This is a genomic window from Staphylococcus lugdunensis (genome assembly GCF_002901705.1).
In the GTDB taxonomy this organism is placed as follows: Bacteria; Bacillota; Bacilli; order Staphylococcales; family Staphylococcaceae; genus Staphylococcus; species Staphylococcus lugdunensis.
In genome coordinates, this window is the sequence record NZ_PPPV01000012.1 from 988,387 (window position 1) to 1,013,246 (window position 24,860).

Sequence of the window (24,860 nt, forward strand, 5' to 3'; positions counted from 1 at the left end):
TCCATTCTTGCTAACCCTGTTAAAAATACAGTCACATCGTCCATTATCTCAACTTATGATTTAGTTCATAAGAATAGCTGTTTATCGTTTATTTTTATCTTTCTTAATTCCAAACTCATCTATTAATTTAATATCTCTTGGTTCACCTTTACTAATATCACCGTATAATTGATATATTTTAACTTTTAACTTATTGCCTGAAACTTCATACACTGAAAAGTTTTGTGCTGAAGAATCTCTATTGTTTGCATGTTTATTTTTAAATGCAGATGTCTTTTGTGGTTGCTTTCCTACAGCAAACAAACTGTTATAATGATCCAGTTGACGTTGCGTTAATCCTTTAAGTTCTGGTCTTACTTTTTTGATGTGTTTTAATGAACGATCATAAATATCGTCATAGGCCTTTGTACCACCTGTATTTGGTAAGACGTACACTGATCCTTTAGGATTGTCATAATATTCAACATGATCATCGCCTAATATTTGCTTGGCATCTTCTTTTCTAGCATTAACAAAACTGTTTTTAGTTGAGGTATGTCTAAGTGAATGCGTGCGTGCAAGCACGTGATCATGACCTTGCAATACCAAATCAACGTCTAAATCGTCAATTTCTTTTGTCAGTTCGTTGCGAACTTTTTGAATGTCTTCATCTGATAAAGCGTGATAAGATTTAGAATACATTGGTTTATGCAAGTTTAAAATAATCCAATTAGCACCTTTTTTGCGGGCTTGTTTAATATCATTTTTAATCCATGCCATTTGTTGTTTACCAATTGCTTTTTCATCTGGATTATCTTTTGACTTCTTATTGTCATTTGTATTTGCTACAACCATATGTGCACCATTATAGTCAAATGAATAATAAGAACCACCATTAACTGCATTATTTGCTTTTGGCACATTGACGTGTTGATTAAATTGTCCTAATAGTTTTGGATCATCTTCATTAAACGCATGTTCATCATGATTCCCAGCTGTAGCAGCTACAGGTAAAGACATAAATGATGGTCTTGATTGATTATATAAATCTGCCCACTCATCTTCAATTTCGCTTGTCTCTACGAAGTCCCCCGTATGCAATGCAAAATTAGGATTGCCTGCCGTTTGAATTGCTTGATTTAATGTGTCAGCTCCAAATTGTGCCTCATTTCTAACATGTTCATTCCAAAACGCATTTTGTGTGTCTGTGTATTGAACAAACTTAAAGGCATCCCCTTTGTTACCTGATGTTTGAAATTGTCCAACAGTACTTTGACCACCTTGCAAACTGCCCACTTTATAGTAATATTTTGTATTTGGTTTTAAGCCCGTTGCTTTTGCTTTATATGTATATTCTGTTTGTGATGTTAACGTAGCTTCACCATGTTCATTACCACTTGTCCATTCTGGGCCATGTGCGTTTGCATCAGTATAATACCCGTTTACTTTTTCCTTGCCATTTTTATCTTTGATTACGTTGCCTTCATCATCTTTTTGTACATCTTTAAAAATAAAATGACCACTATCATCACGCTCAAGATATTTTGAGTTCACCTTCTTAGGTTTAGCATTAAATATTTGTGCATCATCAAAACGTCCAGATTCAGAAACCCAAACTTTAGCATCTTTGAACCGATCCGTTGTATACCAACTAAAGCCCATTTCTTTCTGAGTATTGCCATTAAAATTTGTCATAATTCGGTTCGGACTGTTTTTTGTAGGTATTGGTGCAACATGTGGTTTAGTCTGTGTCACTTTAATTTCATTTTGATTTGTAGCTTGATCAGGACCTTGTCCCGCACCACTTGCTTCAGCATTTCCTGGACAATACATAGTCATACTTAAGACCATAACCATACTAGCCATACCACTTATCCATTTTGATTTTTTTGTTTGCAAATACAACTGTAATTCCTCCCTAAATTAAATTGAATAACATCGCCTTACATATTTAAGATATCAAGACGACTTTAAAAGAATGTAAACCTAGTATGATTATTATATTAAAAAATTAATTAAATTATATACTATTAATATGCTGAATAATCTAATAAATATTAATTATTGTTAGGCCTTTCAGCTATTAATAAAGTATTAGCTGTTTTATGGATACAGTTCATAATAAAAAGGAGCGAGACAGCATTCATAATGAATTCGTAGTCCCGCTCCGGCAAGGTTGACTACGATTGGAAAAAGCTTGGTATCAGCGTATTTTCAATCCAGTCAACTACTGTCAATATTTAGTTCATAGCTTAAAACATAATGATGTTCTAGCTTATTTATCAAATATAAATATTTTATTATCATCTTTCGTCATGTTCAGTTGGATTAAAATTAATACTATCAGTAAAATAAATATTTTCTTCCTTATTTTCGACAAAAGTAAATTCTATATCTTTATAACCGACAGATGAACCCTTGAAATCGCCATCACCTTTCAACAATAACTTAGGTGCTTTATTGGTTGGAATGTGATATCTTTTTCTTAACTGTCGCACATTATCATCATCATTAGTTAATTGATATTTTGCTGAATAACTTGGCACATTGGGATTGTATGAAAAATCACCATCTCCGTAGTCATTGATATCTTTAAAATTGCCATATTGTACAAAAAATTTAAAGTTTTCTATTTCTTCTTTTAACTTTTTATCATTTATTGGTTTTGTTGGAATGATTTTGTTGTGCTCCATTTTTACTGGATATCTCTTTTCTTTACTCTGTGGTCTTCCTTTTTTGTCTTCACTTATTTCATCTATTTCAAAATATCCATTTGTTTTTCTAGTATTCCTATTTATATATAAAATCATACCTCTTGACTTCAAATTATCTCCTTTTGTTTGAATATTCATTTCAGAGCTAATAATCCACGTTCCTTTATCGTTTTTATCAAATTCTTGGTCTCGGAAGCCCTCTTTATCATAAAAGTCTTCAAGGTTTTTAGTCGGATAAATGCTTAACATTTTATTAAAACTACGTTTAATTTGAACTTCCCTATTATTATCTTTGTTGTTCATGCCACACCCTCCAATAAAAAGCATTAAAATGAGCAAGCATATCAGCAACTTCTTTGAATGCAACATGTCTTCACATCCCTTATACTTCCATCGATGTATATTATATTTATTTTTTTATTTTATATTATCAAAATATAGAGATGCGGACAACTAAATATTTATATTATAAAATAAGAAGACGTCACTGACATCTTTTTTTAATTTATAAAGAAAATTAAAAAAAGAGCTACAACACATGAGTGCTGTAACTCTTAATCCAATATAAATATTTTATTGCTTTTTATTATCATCCAAAACATCTTCATTAATAATTAGAAAGGCCAACACACCGAGAGGAATTCCTAGTACTGGTGTGGCAAAGATACTTGCGACAATAACATAAAAAATAAGTATACCAATATCTTTAGATGTCCACTTTTTATTTACTAAATAATCCCACATTTCTTTTATACTCATTATAAGACCACCTATATTAAATTTACTGCTTATTTATGTATAGACTATCATATAATTTCTATGATATAAATTAGATTCGTGCAAAATTCTTTCTTCACTATTTATCTGTTGATTCATGATAGTCAACCTGACATGTTATTAACATATCATAGGAAACAGTAGTAGTATTAAACTATTGTTTTTTAAACGACATATGCATCAGCTATTTAGAAAATAATAAAATATCGTGCCATATTAGTCTTGAGAATCACCCTGATATTGCTTAAAGTAATCTTCATTCAAATGATTGAGTTCAATATTTTCAATTTGAAGTGTGACATGTTCTAAATGATATTTATTTTTAAGTAAATCTGAGACTTTATTAATGGTCGCATATGGAGATTTAATATATTTATCACTTAAAACCACATGTGCACTAAGAGAGCTTTGGTTCGTTGTGATGCTCCACAAATGAAATTCATGTACATCAATAACACCTTCAATACGTTTCATATGATCGATAATTTCGTCTGAACTATATCCTTCTGGAACGCGCTCCATAAGCACTTTCCACGCATTTTTTATAATCTTATAGCCACCATTAAATATGATAAGTGAAATAATGATACTAATGATTGGATCGATGATTTCCCAACCTGTAAAATGAATTAATACTACAGCCACAATAACACCAAGAGAATTTAACAAATCCCCCATGAAGTGCCATAGCGCACTCTGAATATTGATATTGTCTTCTTTTTTTAAAGATCTAACTAAAATCAACGTTAAAATGATATTAACGAGAAGCCCAAGTGTAGCAATAACAACCATGACACCACTCTCGACTGGTTCTGGATGAATGATACGCATGACACCCTCATACATAATCCCTAAAGAAATAACAATTAAAGCCAGTCCATTAAGGAAAGCAACAATAATTTCAAGTCTTAAGAAACCATAAGTATAATTTTTTGTGGGCGGTTTACTCGCAAAATAAATCGCAACCATAGATAACCCTAAAGCTAAGACATCACTCAGCATATGAAATGAATCCGAAAGTAACGCCAAAGAATTCGCATAGATACCACCCGCAAATTCAACAATCGTAAAGATGAGCGTTATAACTAATGATAACCATAATGTAAATTTAGAATGATTTTGAAACTTTCTATGTTCAACATGATGAAAATATTTTGTATTATTTGCCATTTTAAATAACCCCTATTTTACTAAATATCTTTCTTGTAAATACCCTATTTTTATTATTACATGTTTGTAAAAAAATGTAACATGAATTAGTAATATTTTTATATTTAGTAAAATAGAAAAATATACGCATAAGCGTTCACATTTTCAAAGTTCTTTTATGCAAAAGAAACAGCATGTTCTGTTCTTAACTATGGAAAAGAAGTATTTAAGATATACGTGATATTTCAGTTGGCAATTTCATGAAATAATTATTTCAACATGACTGAATTTATATAAATACATCGAAAATATAACATATATCTATCTCTAATTATTCTTTTTTCTTTCATTATGCTTCTTAATCCCTAAAATCATCGATGGAATGGAAACGACACAGGCTAAACATAAATAAAAAACAATACTCATTAAGTATGATATAACCGGCATTTAGCTTCTATAAAATATGTAATTTACATCTATAATATACTAAACATTTTGTAGTTTCTCAACGTCCTTAAGTACTCGTACTCTAAATCTATCGAATTATTTGAGCATTGCCATTAGAATTATTGAACTTGCGTCTTACAACATAAATTATCATTCAACGTTAAAATTATTTGTAAATCAGGCAATGGACATCTAGATAGCATAATATATGTTTATTCAATATTTTTTCTATACCATAATTTAATTAATTGTATACTGATGAATTTGTTAATAATACTTTATTTTTATACTAAAAAACTTATAATTTAATTAAAGTACTATAATTAAGGATGATAAATATGAAACATTTACATAAAAACAAATCTTTTTTCAATCTACTTTTAGCAAGAATTTTAATTAATGCTGGAGATAGCCTTTATTATGTAGCAACAACATGGACAGTTTTACAATGGACACATCATTCAGTATTAGTTGGATTAACAAATACATTATTAATGATTCCTATGTGTATTTCTTTTTTGTTTGGGCCTATAGTAGATGCTATTGCTTTAAGAAAGACGCTCATCATAACGCCTATTCTTCAATTTTTAATTTTATTAACTATAACTTTTTTGTATTTTATTGGCATCTTAAATGTTTATCTTTTAATTATTTTAGTGACACTCGCTATGTTTTGTACGCAAATAGGTTATCCAGCACAATCAAAAGCAATTCCTATTTTGGTAAGTAATGATGCGTTAGTTAAAGCAAATTCTGCTATGAGTGTGGCTTATCAAGGTACAGATGTTATCATGAATGCTTTAAGTGGTATTATTGTTGCTACACTCTCTTTCATTCCATTATATTTTGGTAATTCGTTAATATTTTTAATCGCTGCTTTATTTTTTATGTTAATAAAATGGCCTGTAACACAAACAGAATCTATATATAAAGGTAAATATTTAAATAATTTAAAAGAAGGCTTTCAAGAGGTATATCATTCTTTATTATTTTTAATAGCTGTATCAAGTTCCATTCTTAATTTTGGATTAGGAATTCTTTATACTTGGGTCCCTTTAAAAGCAAATTATCTTGGTGGTTCATTTTATTTTGGCTTATTAATGAGCTTACTTTCATTAGGTTTAATTGTTGGTTCATTACTTGCGCCTTATATAAAGAATGTAAATATTGGTTATGGTAAAATCTTGATATTTTTATATTTATCCTCGGGTTTACTTTTAATATTTATTAACTATGTTCCTAATATTATTTTTATGATGTTATTTCCAATCTCATTTATCACTATTAGTATAGGTAACGTTTCTCTAGTATCAATCCAACAAAAGGTAACTCCTGAAAAATTATTAGCACGCATTACTACTATAATAACTAGCATATCTGCAATGACTTTACCTTTAGGCAGCTTATCTAGTGGTGTATTAATTAAATATTTAGGTCTTGATTATACGCTTGTTCTTACAGGTCTGATATTTATAATCGGCAGCCTTATATTTTACCTATCTAAACCATATAGATCACTGCCCCAAATAGAAAAAATTGAATATAAACATATTTTTAAAAATCATTAAATATGCTGTGAAAATTAGAATCTTAGTTCGTCGCCAATATCTATATTCTTTATAAAAAATCATATTCACTTGGGTATTGCCAGTACTTTGTTTCTCAAAAAAAATATCTCATAATTCTGATTCAATAGCTGATTGTAAAAAACAGTTGCAAAACATATAATGGTTGGTTTTAACAATATTAAATAATAAGGAGCGGGACAGAATTCATAATGAATTCTTAGTCCCGCCCCGGCAAGGTTGACTAGGATTGAAAAAAGCTTGGTATTAGCGTATTTTCAATCCAGTCAACTACTGCCAATATAGAACTCAGAGCCTAAAATATAATTATGTCCCAGACTCTTATTACTTTTCTCTATAAAACTAATATTTGTAATAAATGTGAACTACAGCATTTGAATATTGCTAATCTAAGATAACGGCCTAATATATCATTAGCCTTTAATCTACTACTAGAATTGATAGGTACATCTACAAATTCCACATGTTCATGGTATACGAGTTTTAACCTACCAGTTTCTAGTCAAGTTTCACCATTCTTAACCACAATCTCTTTCGTTGCTATTTCATCGTCAATTACTGATTGAATCAATAAATACAATAACTTTTCACCTTATAAAATAACCTCATGTATAAGGTCATCTTTACGATTTTTTAATGTATTCACTTAAAATTTCAATTATTCTTTTATGAAGGTAATTTAACTTTAAAAATAGCATAAATTAAAAGTATAACTGATAAAAACTTAACTATTCTACATCTTCTAATGGTAAGCTCATACCTTTCCATCCTTCTAATGCTCCAGCTAATTCATAAGCCTCAAAACCATTTCGATATAATTCTAACAACGCTTGCTTACCTAAAATCGTTCCTCCAGTCCAATCATAAACAACATAAATATTATCTTGAGATAACTCGTTTAAACGATTATTTAAGTCTTTAGCTGGTATCTCTAAAGAACCTTTAATTTTATCTTTTTTCACTTCTTTAGGTGCATTTCTTACGTCTAAAACTGTATATTTATTTGTACCTTTTTCCATATCTTCAAGCACAACATGATGATTAATATATAAGCTTAAAAAAGTTTCTAAAAATTCAATTTTATTCATTTTCTCCATCCTCTTCTATTTTATTTCTTAATTTATTCATCAAATGAAAAAATGTTTCTTTTTCTTGTTCATCAAAATCACTAAATATATTTGACACAAAGTCATAATTATTAGGTAAAAACTCTTTCAACTTTAAATAACCAATTTCAGTCATTTGTACATAACTGGAACGTTTATCATTTGATAAATTAACCCTTCTAATTAAGCCTTGTTTTTCTAACCCTTTAACTAATCCTGTAATTGTTGATTTTTTATTACCTATTTTCTTAGATAAATCTGATGGCGATAAAGTCATATTTTCTTCATAAGAAAGCAACATTAAAATTGAAAACTTAGCTTCTGACAAATCATATTCTTCTATAAACTTGTCATATTTACTTTTCATAATTTTGTAAGCTTTATTAATTTCAAGATATAACATGACAGAAATAATATCTAAGTTTTCATATTCTTTTTTCAGTCCTTCTAATTTTGTATAAGTCGGACTATCTATCAAATAAAATTCGTTCACGTGAACAACCCTTTCTAATATAGTTAGGCGCCTAACCACTTAAAGCGTAACACATCTTTTTATTTTTGAAAAGTATAAATACATTCAATTAGTTCGTGTCTAGATTAGGTTCAAATTCACTTTTCTTAACCACAAACTTTTTATTACTATTTCATCGTCTATACGCAGTCCTCTTTTCGCAGATTCTTTAAACCATATTACTAAATGTAGTGTTGGTTAATACTCGTAGTCTCAATTAATGTCTGCTTTATTCTATTTATCTAATTTCACAATTTTCGAAGCGTGAGAGAAAAATACGTCACTGAATGTATGACTTAGTATTTCATGTCCCCTAAAAACAAAGGAAATTCCATTTTTTCTACTCTTTATATCTAACAGAATGAATTGTTTAAGTAGCTATTTTCAAAAATTAGACATTGTTATTCATAAAGAATAGATAATCATTCAAACATACACATTAATTAGATTTCTATGCTTAATCTACCTAATTTTTTAGTAAAGCATCACAAAAATACTAATTTTGACTATTAACTTTAAATAGTATATTAAATATTCAAAAAGTTCTAATAATGCTATAATAAAAATGATATAGAAAGGAGAAATTAAAAATGGACAATACTAATAAAAAGCAAAACTGGTTAAAAGTTCTTTGGGTAGGTATTTTAGCCGGTTTACTGTCAGGAATAGTTAAATTAGGTTGGGAAGTTATGTTCCCACCAAGAACACCAGCTAGAGATGCAACAAATCCGCCTCAAGAACTCTTACAGATATTGGGAATACCTTCAAATGTCACACACCTTACATATAGTTTTTCTGAACATGCATTGCCATTTGTAAGCTTTATTGTTCATTATAGTTTTTCAATTGTAATAGCAATTATTTATATTATTTTAGCTAATAAATATTCTAAGATTACTTTGGGATATGGTGCATTATTTGGAATTATAATTTGGATTGCTTTTCACTTGGTTATTATGCCTATCATGCAAGTTGTCCCAAGTCCTTTTGAACAACCATTCACAGAACATATTTCTGAACTATTTGGTCATGTAGTTTGGATGATGGTTATAGAAATGGTCAGACGATATTTTTTTAAGTTAAAAATAATAAATGCTTAATTTAAGTCATACTATTAAAAATCAAAACCACCCGTCAAACGGGTGGTTTGTTTTGCGGCTATAAGCCCGCTATACCGGCCAGCGTCTATAGGCGCTGGCTTTTTCATTTCATTTCCAATCCAAAATGTGATTGTCACTTTAGCTAGCCTATAAAGAGGTTTCTCTTACATTCAATTTACCTAGTGCTTTATCTTGCATTTCTTAGTTTTGAATATATTTTTTATTTCGCACGCTTTACGTGCTCAACAGACTAAAGTCATTAATAAAAATTGGTTCTATAATAAATCACCAGTCCGATTTATTATAGAACCTAAGTAATTTCAGTTGATTGATGGGCCATCTTTATAAATTCTAATAGAATTATATTTTAAAACTACTTAAACAAAGCATGAAACCAGTTGTTCCCTTATATTTGCATAAATCGTAACGATTAGTCACTTGATATTTACCATAACCCACAACCTTTACGTAGTAATTCATCTCTACTTCAACAAAGAACATATCTCAGCGTAAAAACACCACTTAAAATATTGCTTAGTTACAATTTTGACCTACCTATGTTCTTTCTTTATTTGTGATACTGTTTTCGTATTTTTAATAAATTTATTTTCTAATTCTTCTGAATAAGATATATTTCCATTAAATTGAAAATTTTCTGTAGACCTTATACCTACACTAAAAGATAAATTTTTATCTTTATTTATATAACCGCTAATATCATAGCCATCCATTGGATTTTTTTGAATTCTGTAAATTCAATGTTTTTGAAATCTTTGACATTGTATTTCATATATAAAGTTATTCTTTCTTTTTGTTCATTATAGTACTTTTGTTCTTTTTCTTTTTTTTCATCATATTTCATTTTTAAATAGACGCCTCCTACGATCAATACTATACTAATTAATATAATAACTGTTAAAAATATTTTTTTATTCAATAAAATCAATCCTTATTTAATTTTAAATATTTCGTATCAAATTTATTTCTTTCAACTTTTCTTCTAAATTTTAAAAGTGTTTCTCCAATAACTAATGATTGATACGCTTCATACAAATACTTGCTAACTTTCTAAATTCATTTATCCACTCAATTCTAGCTTTTGAGATAATTTCAGCATGCAGTTTTATATTATTAAATTTCCTATTAATCCAATAAAAAATATTGTTGTAATTATCCCTGATACTAGAAATGACTAATAATCATTCCAATAAATCCCCACAATCTCAATTGTCCCTTTCTTTACATTTATTCTTTTAGAATAACCGTTAAATTTTGTAATTTGAATTATAATTTTTTAATTAATAATTAATTTTCTTAAAAGTGATAATACTATTTTTATATAAAAATAGATAAACAATAGCAAAGATTATTTAAAATGTTATAAAAAAAATAACATTTATAAAGATAATTATGTATTATTTGGTACGTTCTTCAAAGCCTACAGTGAATCTACTATTTTAAGACATTCTCATGCTTCTATGTTAGTCAATCATGGTGCATGCATTATGATAATAGCACAACGTTTAGGTCATGCAGGTTGTTATGAAGTATATAATAGATACGGACATTTGTACCCTAGTACACAGAAAGAAATAATTAAATATTTATGGAGGCTAAATTATGATAATGTTTAACTGGAAAATTATTAACAAATCAAATTACGAAATAACATGCGATAACTTAGATAAAGATATAATTATTGTCGACAAAACAAATAATAAACATCTTACGTATTTTAATTATAATGATAAAAAAGAGATTTATACCAAGTTTGACGATGTTCATAAAGTAGTTGCACAAATTAATGCTATAAATAAAACAATCACGATTTATAATAATATTACGTCCTAATTTATAGGGCTTTTTTATGCGCTGGGTCAATATAGACGCACTCAAAAAAGCCCACAACCACAGTGGTTGCAGGTTATATAATGGAGACGGCGGGATTCGAACCCGCGTCCAGAGGTCCTGATACAAATCTTTCTACGTGTGTAGTCTATATTTCAGTTTCGCACAATGAAAGGTCATAGACAACCAACGTTATGCTAGCTTGATTGGTATTCTTCTAAACAGACTTCAAACGGCAGTGTTTAGCATATCCTATTCAGGTTGAATCGCGTTAACAGCACATAGGAAATGCGGTTAGGCGATGCAGAGTGCGCTTAGGCAGCTACTGCGAAATTATTGTTTGATTTGCCAGTTATTATAAACTGAATGTGTTGATGACGAAGACAACCCTCCGACACGCTTAATAAGCTCGGGGGACCCCTGTCGAATCCAAGAACGTCCCCGTAATGAATAATAAACAAGCATTAATTATCATATCAAAATCAGCCCGATTAAGCAATGACGTTGCTTAATAACGGGCTTTCATCGCACGATCTACATCGCGTTTCATCGCTTTTTCTTTCAACGCTTGACGCTTATCGTATTTTTTCTTACCTCTTGCTACGCCAAGCAGTACTTTACAATGACCGTGTTTTAAATACAGTTTAAGCGGAATGATTGAGTATCCTACTTCTCTTGTACGCTCGCCTAGTTTGATAATTTCTCGTTTGTGTAATAAGAGTTTTCTAGAGCGTAATGGATCATGATTAAAGCGATTTCCTTCTTCATATGGTGCGATGTGCATATTGTTTAAATAGATTTCTCCACGTTTTACTTGGGCATAGCTATCTTTTAAGTTAGCACTGCCACGACGTATCGATTTTATTTCGGTTCCTTGTAAGACGATGCCTGCTTCTATGGTATCTTCAATGTTGTAGTCGTGTCGTGCTTTACGATTTTCAGCTAATGTCCCTGGTGATTTCTTTTTAGCCACTGGTTATCACCTCTTTGTTGCTTATTTTTTCTTTCTTCGTGACTTTTTCTTCACACTTTTATCTTTGTAAAATGGTTTGTGATTTGTTTGGCCATTTTTTTCTTTTTTGCGTGCATTTTTACCTTTGCGCTGTTTTGACTTCTTAGATTTTTTGCGACGTTGCCCATCGTTTTTTGATTTATCTAAAGCTTTGCCGCGTGTTTTAGCTTGAATGGTTTTACCTATCGCTGGACGTTGACTACTACTTTGAGATATTGGCATACCGACAATTTGGAAGTCTATCATGCGTTCGTCTACATCTACGTGGGACACTTTAACTTTGACGGTATCTCCAATTCTAAATACTTTTGCTAAGCGCTCACCAATCAATGCCATTTGACGTTCTTCAAAATGATAATAATCGTCTGTCATATTGGAAATATGGACCATGCCTTCAATTGTATTTGGTAATTCGACAAACATGCCAAAGTTGGCTACAGAACTAATAATACCTTCAAATTGATCACCGATATGTTGAATCATATACTCTGCTTTTTTAAGCTCATCGGTATCACGTTCTGCATCTATCGCACGACGCTCACGTTGAGATGTGTGCTCAGCAATTTCTGGTAATTTTTCTGCCCAATAGTGTTGTGTCTTACTGTCCATGCTATGCTCAATTAAATATTTGCGAATCAAGCGATGGACGGTTAAATCTGGATACCGACGTATTGGTGAAGTAAAGTGTGTATAATATTCTGCCGATAAGCCAAAGTGTCCAAGGTTTACATCGTCGTAATGCGCTTGTTGCATTGAACGTAACATCATTGTTGAGATGACCATTTGTTCCGGTCGTCCTTCTACTTCTGCTTGGATAGATTGTAGTGTAGCTGGATGAATATCTTCACCTGTACCTTTTATCATTATGCCAAAGTTCGTTATAAAGTCAAAGAACTGTCTTAGTCTTTCGGATTTTGGCTGTTCGTGTACACGATAGATAAATGGTACGTCTAAGTTACTAAAATGCTCCGCTACGGTTTCATTGGCTGCCAACATAAACGATTCTATTAGCCGTTCACCATCACCGCGTTGTCGTGTGACGACATCTGTTGGAATGCCTTCACTATTCACTAATACTTTCGCTTCGCTGATGTCAAAGTCGATTTCTCCTCGACGATGACGCATTTGAATCAAGCGTTGTGATAAGTCTTGCGCTAAATCGAGCATAGGTGTGAGGGCTTCATATTGTTGACGGACTTCTGGGTCTTTTTCAGTAATAATCTGATTTACAGCATCATATGTCATGCGATAGTCTGAATGTATCACACTATCAAAGATGTCATGATTAACGACTTCACCACGTGCATTAATTTCCATACGGCAGCTTAATGTCAATCGGTCAACGTCTGGATTTAATGAACAAATACCGTTACTTAAACGGTGTGGAATCATAGGTATGACGCGGTCAACTAAATAGACACTTGTCCCACGATCGTAAGCTTCCTTATCTAGCTGAGAATCTTCAGTAACGTAGTAGCTGACATCTGCAATGCTAACGGTAAGTTCGGTGTTTCCATTTTTTAATGCTTTAACACTAATGGCATCGTCAAGATCTTTTGCATCTGCACCATCAATCGTAATCGTTAATTCATCACGTAAATCTGTACGACCTTCAATTTCAGATGGAGAAATCTCATCTGGAACAGCTTCTGCTTCTTTCAAGACTGCATCTGGAAATTCAATTTCTATGCCATGTTGATAAATAATAGACAAGATATCAACGCCTGGATCATTTTTATGACCAAGTATAGCGGATACTTGTCCTTCTGGATTATCATGTCCATCCGCATACTTAGTAATTTGTACGAGTACTTTATGACCATCTATAGCACCTAGACTTTGCCCTTTTGGTATAAAAATATCTTGCATAATTCGTTTGTCATCAGGAATGACAAAACCAAAATGTCTAGCTTCACTATATGTTCCCACAACTTGTGTGACCGAATGCTTTTCAATGGATTTCACTTCACCTTCAATTTTCCCTTTATGGTCACCTTTAGATTGTTTTACTTCAACAAGCACTGTATCACCATCTAAGGCTCTGTTTATTTTTGTCGGTGGAATAAAAATATCTTCCATATCATCATTTTCAGGTCGAAGAAAGCCAAATCCTTTTTTGTTTTGACTCAATGTTCCTTTAATCAATTTTGAGCCTAATGACTTTCCTTGCTTTCGCTGATACCTATCTGTTTTTGTACGTTCAACTAACCCCGATTGTTCTAGTTCAACAAGCACCTTTATTAAATCTCTAAATGAGTCGGCACTATTAAGACCTAAAGCATCTTGGAAATCTGACACAGACATCGGTTCGTAATCTGGTTGCTTAACGATTGCTTCAATGGATTGCTTTAAATTCATCATGCCCCTCCTTTCTATATTCATTTCTATTGTTTATTCCTTACTCTGACCATTCTAACGTATTTAAAAAGTCATTAATGTCATCAAAAACTTGTTCTTTTTCTTTATCAATCGTAATGACGTGACCTGAATTGGCATACCATTTAATGTCTTTTTGTTCTGAATCAACATGGTCATATATATAATTGGCTGATTGAGGATCAATCATCTCATCATGTTCTGCTTGTATAACCAAAATGGGATCCAGCACCTCTTCGACAACATCTCGAACTTCACTTAATGTCGCACTTAGCTCTTTTAATGTCTCAGTTGGGTGAAAGTTTTCCATTTCTTGATCAATCGTTGCTTGATCTTTTCCTTCATATTTTTTGAAGTTGCGTGCATATTCAAGGAAACCATCGTATATTGTTCCTTCAGTCTTACCTTCCATAGGAGCACACATCGTTACAATACCCTTTACATCTCGATTTAAGCTTAATTTTAGTGCAAAAACACCGCCTAGAGATAATCCAGCAACGACAATATCGTCATAGCCTTTTTCTTTAAGAAAATCATAACCATCTAATGCATCTTTAAACCAGACATGTGGGCTTGATTTTAAAATTTCTTCTGGCGGAGCCGCATGACCTTCATATTGAGGCGCGTAAGAGGTGATTCCCTTTTTCTGTAAATAACGCCCTAGTTGTCTTACATCTGAAGAATTTCCTGTGAAACCATGAAGCAGTAAGACAGCACGGGGGCCTTCTTCAAAAAAGAATGGTTGGGGTAGTTTAATTTGCATAACAACATCTCTCCTATTTCTAAACATAACTATTTTATATTATTACATGTCTTTAAAGGCGACATTATTTTCCTATTTATTGTGTACTTTAACAGTCACATACACTTATTATAATTAAAAAAGCCCGACATTTATATCGTCGGACCTTATAATTGGAAATAACTTATGCCAATCAATATGATAAAGAATATGATTGCTAAAATAATTGTTAATCTATGCAAAAATAAATCGATGCCACGTTGTTTTTGCTTACCAAATAACTGTTCTGCGCCACCACTAATAGCACCTGAAAGTACATTACTTTTACCTTCTTGGAGTAATACAACAGTTACTAATGCAATACAATCAATGATTAATAGTGCGATTAAAAATGTATGCATGAAAATTGTCCTCCATTCATTATATACGAACTGAATTATATCACAGAACGCTTGTTTATATCAAATCTACTAACGATTAAATGTACTTTTACGTTTAATCGAGATAACGAGCATATACAATGCTAGTGCTAAAGAACCAATAATTACTATAAGAATTGGTAATGCATACATGAATGAATGTGCTGTAGTGATGCCTTTTATCACTAGTGAAATATTGATTAAGGTAAAAATGGCATTTGACACGAAAACGGCAAACATAAACCACCATAAGTACATATGTCTATTCCAAAATGCAATTACACCTGCTAAATAAGCTAAAATATACATAATCCCCGTATATCTAAAGCCATTTAATAAATTATGTGCGACAGCATCTGATGTTTTCTGACCTGCAAAAGCAAGTAGCGCTTTAGCTGTAGCCATATCCAATGCGACAAAATTATGGAACACTAATAAGAAGCTGAACACAAATGAACTGATTGCAATTAAGTTGCCTGTCCGCTTTTCTCTTACTTGAGTTTGTTTTTCCATCATGTAACTCCTTTTAATCAATTCAAATCTTATTATATCAGTTTCACTACTATGTTAACATTACCGTTCCAGCTTTTTATATAAAAAATAGAACAGGATTGAAAGCGAGATAGCCTTCATTATGAATTCGTAGTCCTGTCCCGGCAAGGTTGAACAGGATTGAAAAAGCTTGGTATCAGCGTATTTTCAATCCAGTCAATTACTGCCAATATATAGTTATGAGCCTGGAACAAAAATAATGTTCCAGACTCATAATTATTAGCGTGAACTTTTATTGCATTTTTTGATAATTATTTTTTTGAAACGTCTAAATTGTAGAATGATTTTAAACCATCAAATTTTGCAGTTTCATATAATTCGTCTTCAATGCGTAATAATTGATTGTATTTAGCAATGCGGTCAGTTCTAGATAATGAACCTGTTTTAATTTGGCCAGCATTTGTAGCTACTGCGATGTCAGCAATTGTAGTATCTTCTGTTTCACCAGAACGGTGTGATACAACTGCAGTGTAGCCTGCTTTTTGTGCCATTTCAATCGCATCAAATGTTTCTGTTAATGTACCGATTTGGTTAACTTTAATTAAGATAGAGTTACCAATTCCTTCTTCAATACCTCTAGAAAGGATTTCAGTGTTTGTAACAAATAGGTCGTCACCAACTAATTGTACTTTATCACCAATGCGGTCAGTTAATTGTTTCCAACCTTCCCAGTCATTTTCATCCATACCATCTTCAATCGTAATGATAGGGTATTTACCAATTAATTCTTCTAAGTAGTCAACTTGCTCAGCTGCGCTACGTTTAGCACCATGTTCACCTTCGAATTTAGTGTAATCATATACACCATTTTCATAGAATTCTGATGAAGCACAGTCAAATCCTAAGAATACATCTTCGCCTGGTTTGTAACCTGCTTTTTCGATAGCTTTAATAATTGTTTCAACAGCATCTTCAGTACCGTCAAATTTAGGTGCAAATCCACCTTCATCACCAACAGCAGTTTCTAAACCACGTTCGCTTAAGATTGATTTTAAGTTGTGGAAGATTTCTGCGCCCCAACGTAATGCTTCTTTAAATGATTCAGCACCTACTGGTAAAATCATAAATTCTTGGAATGCGATTGGTGCATCAGAGTGAGAACCACCATTAACGATGTTCATCATTGGAACTGGTAATTGTTTACCATTAAATCCACCTAAATATTTATATAAAGGTTGACCTAATAATTCAGCAGCTGCACGTGCAACAGCGATAGAAACACCTAAAATTGCGTTTGCACCTAATTTACCTTTGTTTGGCGTACCATCTAATTGAATCATCATTTTATCGATAGATACTTGATCTAATACTGAAAATTCACCTTCAATGATTTCTGGTGCGATAATTTCGTTAACATTTTCAACAGCTTTAGTAACACCTTTACCACCATAACGTGATTTATCACCATCACGTAATTCAACGGCTTCGTGTTCACCAGTAGAAGCACCTGATGGCACTAATGCACGGCCAAACGCACCGCTTTCAGTTAATACTTCAACTTCAACTGTTGGGTTACCACGTGAGTCTAAGACTTCGCGAGCATAAACATCTGTAATAATTGGCATGTTCAAAAACTCCTTTTACTTTAATCTAAAGCTATTATAGCTTGATTTGAATAATTAATAAAATAATTTCATATATTAGCAGACAAGCTGCATGTCATCATTGCGCATCAATGATTTCACCATTAAACAATGTTTTTAGTCATGTTTAATGAGTGATTCGCCTGTCATTTCTTCTGGTTGCGTTACATTCAATAAATCTAACAATGTTGGCGCTAAATCACCAAGACGGCCAGTTTTCCGTAATTCTACGCCTTCTTTAGTGACGATTACTGGAACTGGGTTTGTGGTATGTGTCGTCATCGGTTGATCATCATCCGTTAATACTTCATCTGAGTTACCATGATCAGCTGTAATAATGGCATAGCCGTTCATTTCTAAGATTTTATCAACGACTTCACCTAAACAATCATCTACCGCTTCAATTGCTTTGATTGTTGGCGCTAACATACCACTATGTCCAACCATATCGGGATTAGCAAAGTTTAAGATAATTAAATCTAAATCGCCTTTATCCAACTCTTCAAGTAAAGCATCTTTAACTTCATAAGCACTCATTTCAGGTTTCAAGTCATATGTTGCTACTTTTGGAGAATCGATTAAACGACGACGTTCACCTTCAAATTCTTCATTTCTACCACCACTCATGAAATAAGTGACGTGTGGATACTTTTCTGTTTCGGCAATACGCAATTGCTTTAATTGGTTATCTTGAGCTACTTGACCAATTGTATTAGTTAAATCAACCTTTTCAAAGACAATTTCAGCATCAATGTGATCATTATATTTCGTGAATGTGGCATAGAATAAATCTTTGACTTGTTCTACTTTAAAGCCACCAAAAGCTTTGTTTGTAAATATTTCTGATAATTGAGCTGCACGGTCTGGACGGAAGTTAAAGAAAATTACCGCATCGCCATCATTGACTCCTTCATTTTGACCTTCAATAATAAATGGTTCTACAAATTCATCGGTTAAATCTTTAGCATAGTTAGATTCTACACCTTCTTCGGCTGAAGCAAATTGGGGTCCTTCAAAAGCACGTATTGCGTTATATGCTTTTTGCTCACGATCCCAACGTTTGTCTCTATCCATAGCATAATAGCGACCTGAAACAGAGGCGAACTGTCCAATACCTAGTTCTTTAAATTTATCTTCGGTTTCAGCAATATATTTTAATGCTGATTTTTGATCTACGTCACGACCATCTAAGAACGCATGGACATAAACTTTGTCTATGCCACGTTGTTTTGCTAACTCTAATAATGCAAATAGGTGTTTATAGTGACTATGCACACCGCCATCAGAGAGCAAGCCAAAAACATGTAAAGTAGATTGATGATCTTTGACATGTTGAATCGCATTGTTCAAGACATCATTATCAAAGAAGTCTCCTTCTTCAATTGCTTTATTAATACGCGTTAAACTTTGATACACGATTCTTCCTGCACCAATATTCATATGCCCGACTTCGGAATTACCCATTTGGCCTGGAGGTAAACCTACATCTAGACCACTTGCTTCAATTTGCGTTGTAGGATACTTATTATAATATCTATCGAAATTAGGTTTGTTGGCTTGCTTAACAGCATTACCGTGTTCTTCCTCACGATTTGCAAAGCCATCTAAAATAATTAATGCAGTAGGTTGTTTCGCCATTATTATTTTGCACCTTCTAACAATTGAACGAAATCTTCCACTTTAAGAGATGCGCCACCGACTAAAGCGCCATCAATATCTGGTTGTGCCATGTATTCTTTTACGTTGTTTGGTTTAACGCTACCACCGTATTGAATGCGTGTTGCGTCTGCTACATCTTGGCTAGAAACTTCAGCTAATGTGCGTCGTACTTGTGCACACATTTCATTCGCATCATCAGATGTTGCAGATTTACCAGTACCAATTGCCCAAATTGGTTCATAAGCAATTACAACTTCTTTAAGTTGTGCATCAGTTAAGCCAGCAACAGCTTTTTTAACTTGATTACTTACAATATCGTTTGCTTTACCATTTTCACGTTCTTCATCCGTTTCACCTACACAAATAATTGGTGTCATGTGATGGTTAAAGACTGCATGTGCTTTTTTATTTACATCTTCATCTGTTTCATGGAATAATTCACGACGTTCAGAGTGTCCGATAACCACGTATTTAACGCCTAAATCAGCTAATGCTACAGGAGATGTTTCACCTGTATAAGCACCATTATCCTCAAAATAAGTATTTTGAGCACCGATTTTAAGGCCTGTTGCTTTACCTTCTTTTACTAACGTAATCAAAGCATCAAGTTGAATTGTTGGTGCACAGATTACTGACTCTACTTCTTTTTCATCTGGTAAAGTTGGCAAATTATTTACAAAATCTTTTGCTTCTTGAACTGTTTTATTCATTTTCCAGTTGCCAGCAATAATTGGTTTTCTCATTAATAACACTCCTATTGTTTAAATTCTAAAGGTTAAAGGCGCATGACTTAAACTAATAACTCAGTACATGGAATAAGCCACCGCACTTTATATGTTAGCCAATAAATCAATTTCTGACGACAATTTTATTTATTATTAATTGCTTTGATACCTGGTAGTTCTTTACCTTCAAGATATTCTAATGAAGCACCGCCACCAGTAGAGATATGTGTAAAGTCATCAGCAAATCCTAATGAAATTGCAGCTGCAGCTGAATCTCCACCACCAATAATTGTAATGGCATCGTCTAATGCTGCAATTGATTTATAAACGCCAATGGTACCTTGAGCAAAATTACTGAATTCGAAGACACCCATTGGTCCATTCCAAACTACTGTATGTGCACCTTGTAATTCTTTGTTGAACAATTCAACCGTTTTTGGTCCAACATCTAATGCTTCCTGGTCAGCTGGAATTTGATCAATAGCTACTTCAGTAATTGCTGCATCATTAGAGAATTCTGCAGCTACCTTTGCATCAACTGGTAAAATAATTTGATCTCCATTAGACGCCAATAATTCTTTGGCGAAATCAATTTTATCTTCTTCTAATAATGATTTTCCTATTTCGTGACCTTGCGCTTTAATAAATGTATATGCCATACCACCACCGATAAGAATTTTATCAGCAATGTTGACTAAGTTTTTAATAACACCGATTTTATCTGAAACTTTAGCACCACCAAGAATGGCTACAACAGGTTTATGAGGGTCATTTACAACGCCACCAATGAATTTAATTTCTTTTTCCATTAAATAACCTGCTGCTGTTTCTAAGTGAGTAGAAATTCCTACATTTGAAGCATGCTCACGGTGTGCTGTACCGAATGCATCATTTACGAATACATCTCCTAATGAAGCCCAATATTTACCTAATTCAGGATCGTTCTTAGATTCTTTTTTGCCATCTAAGTCTTCAAAACGCGTATTTTCTACTAATAATACGTCGCCTTCTTTTAAATTTTTAATAGCTGATTCTAATTTTTCACCGCGAGTTTCAGGTACAAATATAACTTCTTGCCCCAATTTTTCTGATAAAGCTTCAGCAACGGGTTTTAATGTTAATCCAGCTTTATCACTCTCTTGTTTTACTTTTCCTAAATGAGAGAATAAAACTAATTTGCCACCTTGCTCAATGATGTATTTAATTGTCGGTAAAGCTTGAACAATTCGGTTGTCGTTTGTAATTTTTCCATCTTTAAGTGGAACGTTAAAGTCTGCGCGTTCTAGAACTGTTTTACCTTTTAAATCTAAATCAGAAACAATTTTCTTTGCCATTATAATTTCCTCCTTTTACTAGGAACACTCATATAAAAATAAGCGGAGAAGCGTTTGTGCTCCCCGCTTACTCATAAGCTTATCTTTATTATTTATCAGTACAGAGCACTCGTCAAATAACTATGCTACAAATTATTTAGATAATTGAGCTAAATATTCTAAAGTACGTACTAATTGTGCAGTATAAGACATTTCATTGTCATACCAAGCTGCAACTTTAACTAATTGACGGCCACCAACTGACATTACACGAGTTTGTGTTGCATCAAATAATGAACCGTAAGTCATACCAACTACGTCAGAAGAAACAATTTCATCTTCATTGTAACCGAATGATTCGTTAGAAGCTTTTTTCATCGCTTCGTTTACTTGTTCTACTGTTACATCTTGTTTTTCTAATACTACAGTTAATTCAGTTAATGAACCTGTAGCTACAGGTACACGTTGCGCACCACCGTCTAATTTACCATCGATTTCAGGAATAACTTTACCGATTGCTTTAGCAGCACCAGTTGAGTTAGGTACGATGTTTTGTGCAGCTGCACGAGCACGACGTTTGTCACCTTTTCTGTGTGGACCATCTTGAGTCATTTGGTCACCAGTGTATGCATGAATAGTTGTCATTAAACCTTCTACTAAACCAAATTCATCGCTGATTACTTTAGCTACTGGTGCTAAAGAGTTAGTTGTACATGAAGCACCTGATACAACTGTTTCTGAACCGTCTAAGTCACTATGGTTAGTGTTGTAAACGATAGTTTTAACGTCACCTTTAGCTGGCGCAGAAATTAATACTTTTTTAGCACCTGCATGAATGTGTGCTTCAGCTTTTTCTTTATCTGTATAGAATCCAGTACATTCTAATACCACGTCAACACCTAGGTCACCCCATGGTAATTTGCTTGCGTCTGGTTCTTCAAATGATTTAACTTCTTTACCATTTACACGGAAACCACCATCAACAACTTCAACTTCGCTAGTGAAGCGACCTTGCATAGTGTCATATTTTAATAAATGCGCTAACATATCATCATCTGTTAAGTCGTTTACTGCTACTACCTCGATGCCTTCTACGTCTTGAATTCTTCTAAATGCTAAACGACCGATTCTACCAAATCCATTGATTGCTACTTTAACTGCCATAAATAATGGCCTCCTTTAAAATGATATTTAAAAAGTCAAATAACTTTTTATTCCTTATTTAATATTACCTTTGCGGCTTCCTCATCTGTGATAAGGACTGTGTTGTCTGGCGCAATACTGAGATAAGCTTTAATAGCTTGCCCTTTCGATTTGCCACCAGCTACTGCAAATATAAATTCCTTTGATTCTAGGTCTTCGAGTTGTAGTCCAATTGTTTTAACTTTATGCACTACTTGACCATAAGCATCAAAATAATAACCAAATGCCTCGGCTACGGCATGGTGATGTTGAAGTTTTTCAACAACCTCTTTAGAGGAATGACGTCTATGCGCCATTTTCAGCGCATCACCGATACCGTGTATTGTAATATTTGCTTGCTTAATTTTGTCTAATGTATGAATGACAGACGGTTCCATCATCAACGTATTATAAGTTGTTTCACTCACATTATCTGGCACATACAATGAAGTGTAATAACCACCTGTTTGTTGTGCCATGCTTGCTGAAATGGTGTTTGCTTGATAGACCATATTTTCTCCTAGGCCCCCACGCGCTGGAACAAAGAAGACATTGAAAGGTAGTAAATGCATCGCTTCACTGACACGAGCCATTGTGGATCCGCCAGTAACAGATACAATTGCATCTTCATAAAGTATACCTTCAAGTAACTGTCCAGCTTGTCTACCCATTTCTGCTTTTACCGTTTCGGTAGTGTCAGAATTACCCGGTATAACATGAACTTCTTTCAAATTATAAATCTCTCTAATTTGCTGTGCCATCTGATGATCATCTGAATAAACATTAAAATAATCATTGAGATATTCAACAACCATTTTACCTTCTTCAGTAATTTCCATACCTGTTGTCTTAACTCGTATCAGTTCTTGCTTTTTTAACATATCCGTTTCAGCTCTCAATACACGTTCTGTCATGTCCATGTATTCACTTAAACTACGTCGACCTACAGGTTGGTTTTTAGAGATAGTAGTTAAGATAGAAAACCGACGATACATTTTATCAACAAGGTCAGGTATGAGCTTTTGTTGAACTTTCATCAAGTCTTTCACTACTACCTTCCTCCTCTTTTTATAAAAAAGGTAATGAGTAGAAATTATAACTAGGTTTGACGTTTATAGTCCCACGCGGGACAAAATCTAACCTTTCTACACTGCAATAGTACTATGTGATGTTTAAAAATGCAAGACATTTGACCGACTTTTTTAAATTTAATTGCGAAAAATTATCAATAGTCTGACTATTAAACGACTTTCCTTTTAATACTTGTATTTTCTTACCCTGATACACCAATGATAATCGTCTACGTACGAGATGTAAGCTATAAATTTTGTGCCTAAAATGCTTCATAGATAAAAAATCAGCAAACTAGTCGCTTATATGACTAGCTTGCTGATTTTATCTTTATTGCGCTTTAGATGTTGATTGTGATGTGTTCGATTGGTGACTGTTACGCTGTTTATTTTGTTGTCCATTTTGATTTGAAGAAGGTTGCTGTGCTGATGGTTTATTTGAGCGTTGTTGACCTGAAGATTCTCTCGTTGGCGTCTTATTGTCGTTTCGCGAATTGCTTTCTTTAGACTTTTCTTGTGTAGCTGGTTCTTTAGTTTTGTCAGGCTGATTATTTTCTTCGGTAGACGGCTCTTTAGTATTTTTCTCTTGTGTATTTCGTTCCTCAGTGGACGGTTTTCTTGGCTTTTGTTGTGTCGCTGGTGGCTGTTGCGTTGTCTGAGGTGTTTGTTGCGTTTGTGGAATTTGTTGCTGCGTTTGTTGTGTTTCTTGCGTCGGTTGCTTTTTCTTTTGCTCATTCGTTTTATTGTCTTTTTTCTTTGAATCTTCTTTCTTTTCCTCAGTTGACTGTTTGTTAAGTCTTTCATTGGCACGATTAGAATGGTCTACAAATGAAAAGACTGCAAAAACTAATCCACCTAAAAGCAATAATACTGTTATGATACTTATCACTTTTGCGCCTGTGCCCATACGTTTCTTATCTGAATCTTCATAATCATTGAACTGTTTATTTTCCTTAGACAATAGGCTCCCTCACTTCTCTATATTTGAGTATAATAATTTACTATTATGA

Annotated in this window: 21 protein-coding genes, 1 other RNA gene and 2 pseudogenes; 4 read left to right on the top strand and 20 right to left on the bottom strand. The window is 33.0% G+C overall.

Features of this window, described 5'->3' with window-relative positions; translation table 11 throughout:
* Positions 1-81 precede the first annotated feature (81 nt).
* The 4 genes from CD041_RS05455 to CD041_RS05475 all read right to left on the bottom strand — a co-directional run bounded on the left by CD041_RS05455 (position 82) and on the right by CD041_RS05475 (position 4,640).
* On the bottom strand, positions 82-1,884 hold the full coding sequence (locus tag CD041_RS05455) for a purple acid phosphatase family protein (RefSeq protein ID WP_070647886.1): 1,803 nt from the start codon (positions 1,882-1,884) through the stop codon (positions 82-84).
* A 398-nt stretch (positions 1,885-2,282) separates the two neighbouring features.
* Positions 2,283-3,062: a tandem-type lipoprotein gene (locus tag CD041_RS05465; RefSeq protein WP_080606620.1), complete on the bottom strand. Its 780-nt coding sequence runs from the start codon at positions 3,060-3,062 to the stop codon at positions 2,283-2,285.
* Between the two features lie 204 nt (positions 3,063-3,266).
* Positions 3,267-3,452, bottom strand: coding sequence for a VraH family peptide resistance protein (locus CD041_RS05470; RefSeq protein ID WP_002459679.1), 186 nt, complete (start codon positions 3,450-3,452; stop codon positions 3,267-3,269).
* Positions 3,453-3,686: 234 nt separating this feature from the next.
* Positions 3,687-4,640: a cation diffusion facilitator family transporter gene (locus CD041_RS05475; RefSeq protein ID WP_002459680.1), complete on the bottom strand. Its 954-nt coding sequence runs from the start codon at positions 4,638-4,640 to the stop codon at positions 3,687-3,689.
* Between the two features lie 764 nt (positions 4,641-5,404).
* Between CD041_RS05475 and CD041_RS05480 the strand changes: the two genes are divergently transcribed.
* Complete coding sequence (locus tag CD041_RS05480; protein ID WP_070647884.1) at positions 5,405-6,634, top strand: MFS transporter; 1,230 nt, start codon at positions 5,405-5,407, stop codon at positions 6,632-6,634.
* 746 nt (positions 6,635-7,380) lie between these two features.
* On the opposite strand, the gene CD041_RS05485 is transcribed toward CD041_RS05480, so the two are convergent.
* Entirely contained in the window at positions 7,381-7,740 is a 360-nt protein-coding gene (locus CD041_RS05485) for a rhodanese-like domain-containing protein (RefSeq protein WP_002492756.1), read from the bottom strand.
* Positions 7,733-8,251 carry a MarR family winged helix-turn-helix transcriptional regulator gene (locus tag CD041_RS05490; RefSeq protein WP_002492753.1) on the bottom strand — a complete coding sequence of 173 codons (519 nt, stop codon included), beginning with the start codon at positions 8,249-8,251 and terminating at the stop codon, positions 7,733-7,735. The genes CD041_RS05485 and CD041_RS05490 overlap by 8 nt, the downstream gene beginning before the upstream one ends.
* Positions 8,252-8,859: 608 nt before the next feature.
* Here CD041_RS05490 and CD041_RS05495 point away from each other — a divergent pair.
* A complete protein-coding gene (locus CD041_RS05495; RefSeq protein WP_002459684.1) occupies positions 8,860-9,369 on the top strand; it encodes a YagU family protein in 510 nt (169 codons plus the stop codon).
* Positions 9,370-9,920: 551 nt separating this feature from the next.
* Here CD041_RS05495 and CD041_RS05500 read toward each other — a convergent pair.
* A pseudogene (locus CD041_RS05500) lies at positions 9,921-10,306 on the bottom strand (DUF1433 domain-containing protein).
* 412 nt (positions 10,307-10,718) lie between these two features.
* On the opposite strand from CD041_RS05500, the pseudogene CD041_RS05505 reads away from it, so the two are divergent.
* Positions 10,719-11,003, top strand: a pseudogene (locus CD041_RS05505) (site-specific integrase); the annotation flags it as partial.
* Entirely contained in the window at positions 10,996-11,220 is a 225-nt protein-coding gene (locus tag CD041_RS05510; protein ID WP_225306464.1) for a hypothetical protein, read from the top strand. The pseudogene CD041_RS05505 and the gene CD041_RS05510, both read left to right, overlap by 8 nt.
* Positions 11,221-11,298: 78 nt before the next feature.
* Here CD041_RS05510 and ssrA read toward each other — a convergent pair.
* The 13 genes from ssrA to CD041_RS05575 all read right to left on the bottom strand — a co-directional run bounded on the left by ssrA (position 11,299) and on the right by CD041_RS05575 (position 24,811).
* Positions 11,299-11,660, bottom strand: a transfer-messenger RNA (tmRNA) gene (ssrA, locus tag CD041_RS05515).
* Between the two features lie 65 nt (positions 11,661-11,725).
* Positions 11,726-12,190, bottom strand: coding sequence for an SsrA-binding protein SmpB (smpB, locus tag CD041_RS05520; RefSeq protein WP_002459686.1), 465 nt, complete (start codon positions 12,188-12,190; stop codon positions 11,726-11,728).
* A 21-nt stretch (positions 12,191-12,211) separates the two neighbouring features.
* Positions 12,212-14,587, bottom strand: coding sequence for a ribonuclease R (gene rnr, locus CD041_RS05525; protein WP_070647883.1), 2,376 nt, complete (start codon positions 14,585-14,587; stop codon positions 12,212-12,214).
* 40 nt (positions 14,588-14,627) lie between these two features.
* Entirely contained in the window at positions 14,628-15,368 is a 741-nt protein-coding gene (locus CD041_RS05530) for an alpha/beta hydrolase (protein ID WP_002479324.1), read from the bottom strand.
* A 146-nt stretch (positions 15,369-15,514) separates the two neighbouring features.
* Complete coding sequence (gene secG, locus CD041_RS05535; protein WP_070647882.1) at positions 15,515-15,748, bottom strand: preprotein translocase subunit SecG; 234 nt, start codon at positions 15,746-15,748, stop codon at positions 15,515-15,517.
* 69 nt (positions 15,749-15,817) lie between these two features.
* Complete coding sequence (locus tag CD041_RS05540) at positions 15,818-16,279, bottom strand: hypothetical protein (protein ID WP_070647881.1); 462 nt, start codon at positions 16,277-16,279, stop codon at positions 15,818-15,820.
* A 290-nt stretch (positions 16,280-16,569) separates the two neighbouring features.
* Positions 16,570-17,883: a surface-displayed alpha-enolase gene (eno, locus tag CD041_RS05545; RefSeq protein ID WP_002459691.1), complete on the bottom strand. Its 1,314-nt coding sequence runs from the start codon at positions 17,881-17,883 to the stop codon at positions 16,570-16,572.
* A gap of 135 nt (positions 17,884-18,018) precedes the next feature.
* Positions 18,019-19,539 (bottom strand): 2,3-bisphosphoglycerate-independent phosphoglycerate mutase, encoded by a 1,521-nt coding sequence (gene gpmI / locus CD041_RS05550; RefSeq protein WP_070647880.1) that lies wholly within the window; start codon positions 19,537-19,539, stop codon positions 18,019-18,021.
* Between the two features lie 2 nt (positions 19,540-19,541).
* Complete coding sequence (gene tpiA, locus CD041_RS05555; RefSeq protein ID WP_002459693.1) at positions 19,542-20,303, bottom strand: triose-phosphate isomerase; 762 nt, start codon at positions 20,301-20,303, stop codon at positions 19,542-19,544.
* A gap of 125 nt (positions 20,304-20,428) precedes the next feature.
* Positions 20,429-21,619 carry a phosphoglycerate kinase gene (locus CD041_RS05560; protein WP_070647879.1) on the bottom strand — a complete coding sequence of 397 codons (1,191 nt, stop codon included), beginning with the start codon at positions 21,617-21,619 and terminating at the stop codon, positions 20,429-20,431.
* A 132-nt stretch (positions 21,620-21,751) separates the two neighbouring features.
* A complete protein-coding gene (gap, locus tag CD041_RS05565; protein WP_002459695.1) occupies positions 21,752-22,762 on the bottom strand; it encodes a type I glyceraldehyde-3-phosphate dehydrogenase in 1,011 nt (336 codons plus the stop codon).
* Positions 22,763-22,809: 47 nt separating this feature from the next.
* A complete protein-coding gene (locus tag CD041_RS05570; RefSeq protein ID WP_002459696.1) occupies positions 22,810-23,829 on the bottom strand; it encodes a sugar-binding transcriptional regulator in 1,020 nt (339 codons plus the stop codon).
* Positions 23,830-24,181: 352 nt separating this feature from the next.
* Positions 24,182-24,811, bottom strand: coding sequence for a DUF4887 domain-containing protein (locus tag CD041_RS05575; RefSeq protein ID WP_002492757.1), 630 nt, complete (start codon positions 24,809-24,811; stop codon positions 24,182-24,184).
* Between the last annotated feature and the right edge of the window lie 49 nt (positions 24,812-24,860).

Coding starts and splice junctions, on each gene's coding strand:
- CD041_RS05465 (WP_080606620.1), bottom strand. CDS start 3,062: ATGTTGCATTCAAAGAAGTTGCTGATATGCTTGCTCATTTTAATGCTT.
- CD041_RS05470 (WP_002459679.1), bottom strand. CDS start 3,452: ATGAGTATAAAAGAAATGTGGGATTATTTAGTAAATAAAAAGTGGACA.
- CD041_RS05475 (WP_002459680.1), bottom strand. CDS start 4,640: ATGGCAAATAATACAAAATATTTTCATCATGTTGAACATAGAAAGTTT.
- CD041_RS05480 (WP_070647884.1), top strand. CDS start 5,405: ATGAAACATTTACATAAAAACAAATCTTTTTTCAATCTACTTTTAGCA.
- CD041_RS05485 (WP_002492756.1), bottom strand. CDS start 7,740: ATGAATAAAATTGAATTTTTAGAAACTTTTTTAAGCTTATATATTAAT.
- CD041_RS05495 (WP_002459684.1), top strand. CDS start 8,860: ATGGACAATACTAATAAAAAGCAAAACTGGTTAAAAGTTCTTTGGGTA.
- CD041_RS05510 (WP_225306464.1), top strand. CDS start 10,996: ATGTTTAACTGGAAAATTATTAACAAATCAAATTACGAAATAACATGC.
- rnr (WP_070647883.1), bottom strand. CDS start 14,587: ATGAATTTAAAGCAATCCATTGAAGCAATCGTTAAGCAACCAGATTAC.
- CD041_RS05530 (WP_002479324.1), bottom strand. CDS start 15,368: ATGCAAATTAAACTACCCCAACCATTCTTTTTTGAAGAAGGCCCCCGT.
- secG (WP_070647882.1), bottom strand. CDS start 15,748: ATGCATACATTTTTAATCGCACTATTAATCATTGATTGTATTGCATTA.
- CD041_RS05540 (WP_070647881.1), bottom strand. CDS start 16,279: ATGGAAAAACAAACTCAAGTAAGAGAAAAGCGGACAGGCAACTTAATT.
- eno (WP_002459691.1), bottom strand. CDS start 17,883: ATGCCAATTATTACAGATGTTTATGCTCGCGAAGTCTTAGACTCACGT.
- gpmI (WP_070647880.1), bottom strand. CDS start 19,539: ATGGCGAAACAACCTACTGCATTAATTATTTTAGATGGCTTTGCAAAT.
- tpiA (WP_002459693.1), bottom strand. CDS start 20,303: ATGAGAAAACCAATTATTGCTGGCAACTGGAAAATGAATAAAACAGTT.
- CD041_RS05560 (WP_070647879.1), bottom strand. CDS start 21,619: ATGGCAAAGAAAATTGTTTCTGATTTAGATTTAAAAGGTAAAACAGTT.
- gap (WP_002459695.1), bottom strand. CDS start 22,762: ATGGCAGTTAAAGTAGCAATCAATGGATTTGGTAGAATCGGTCGTTTA.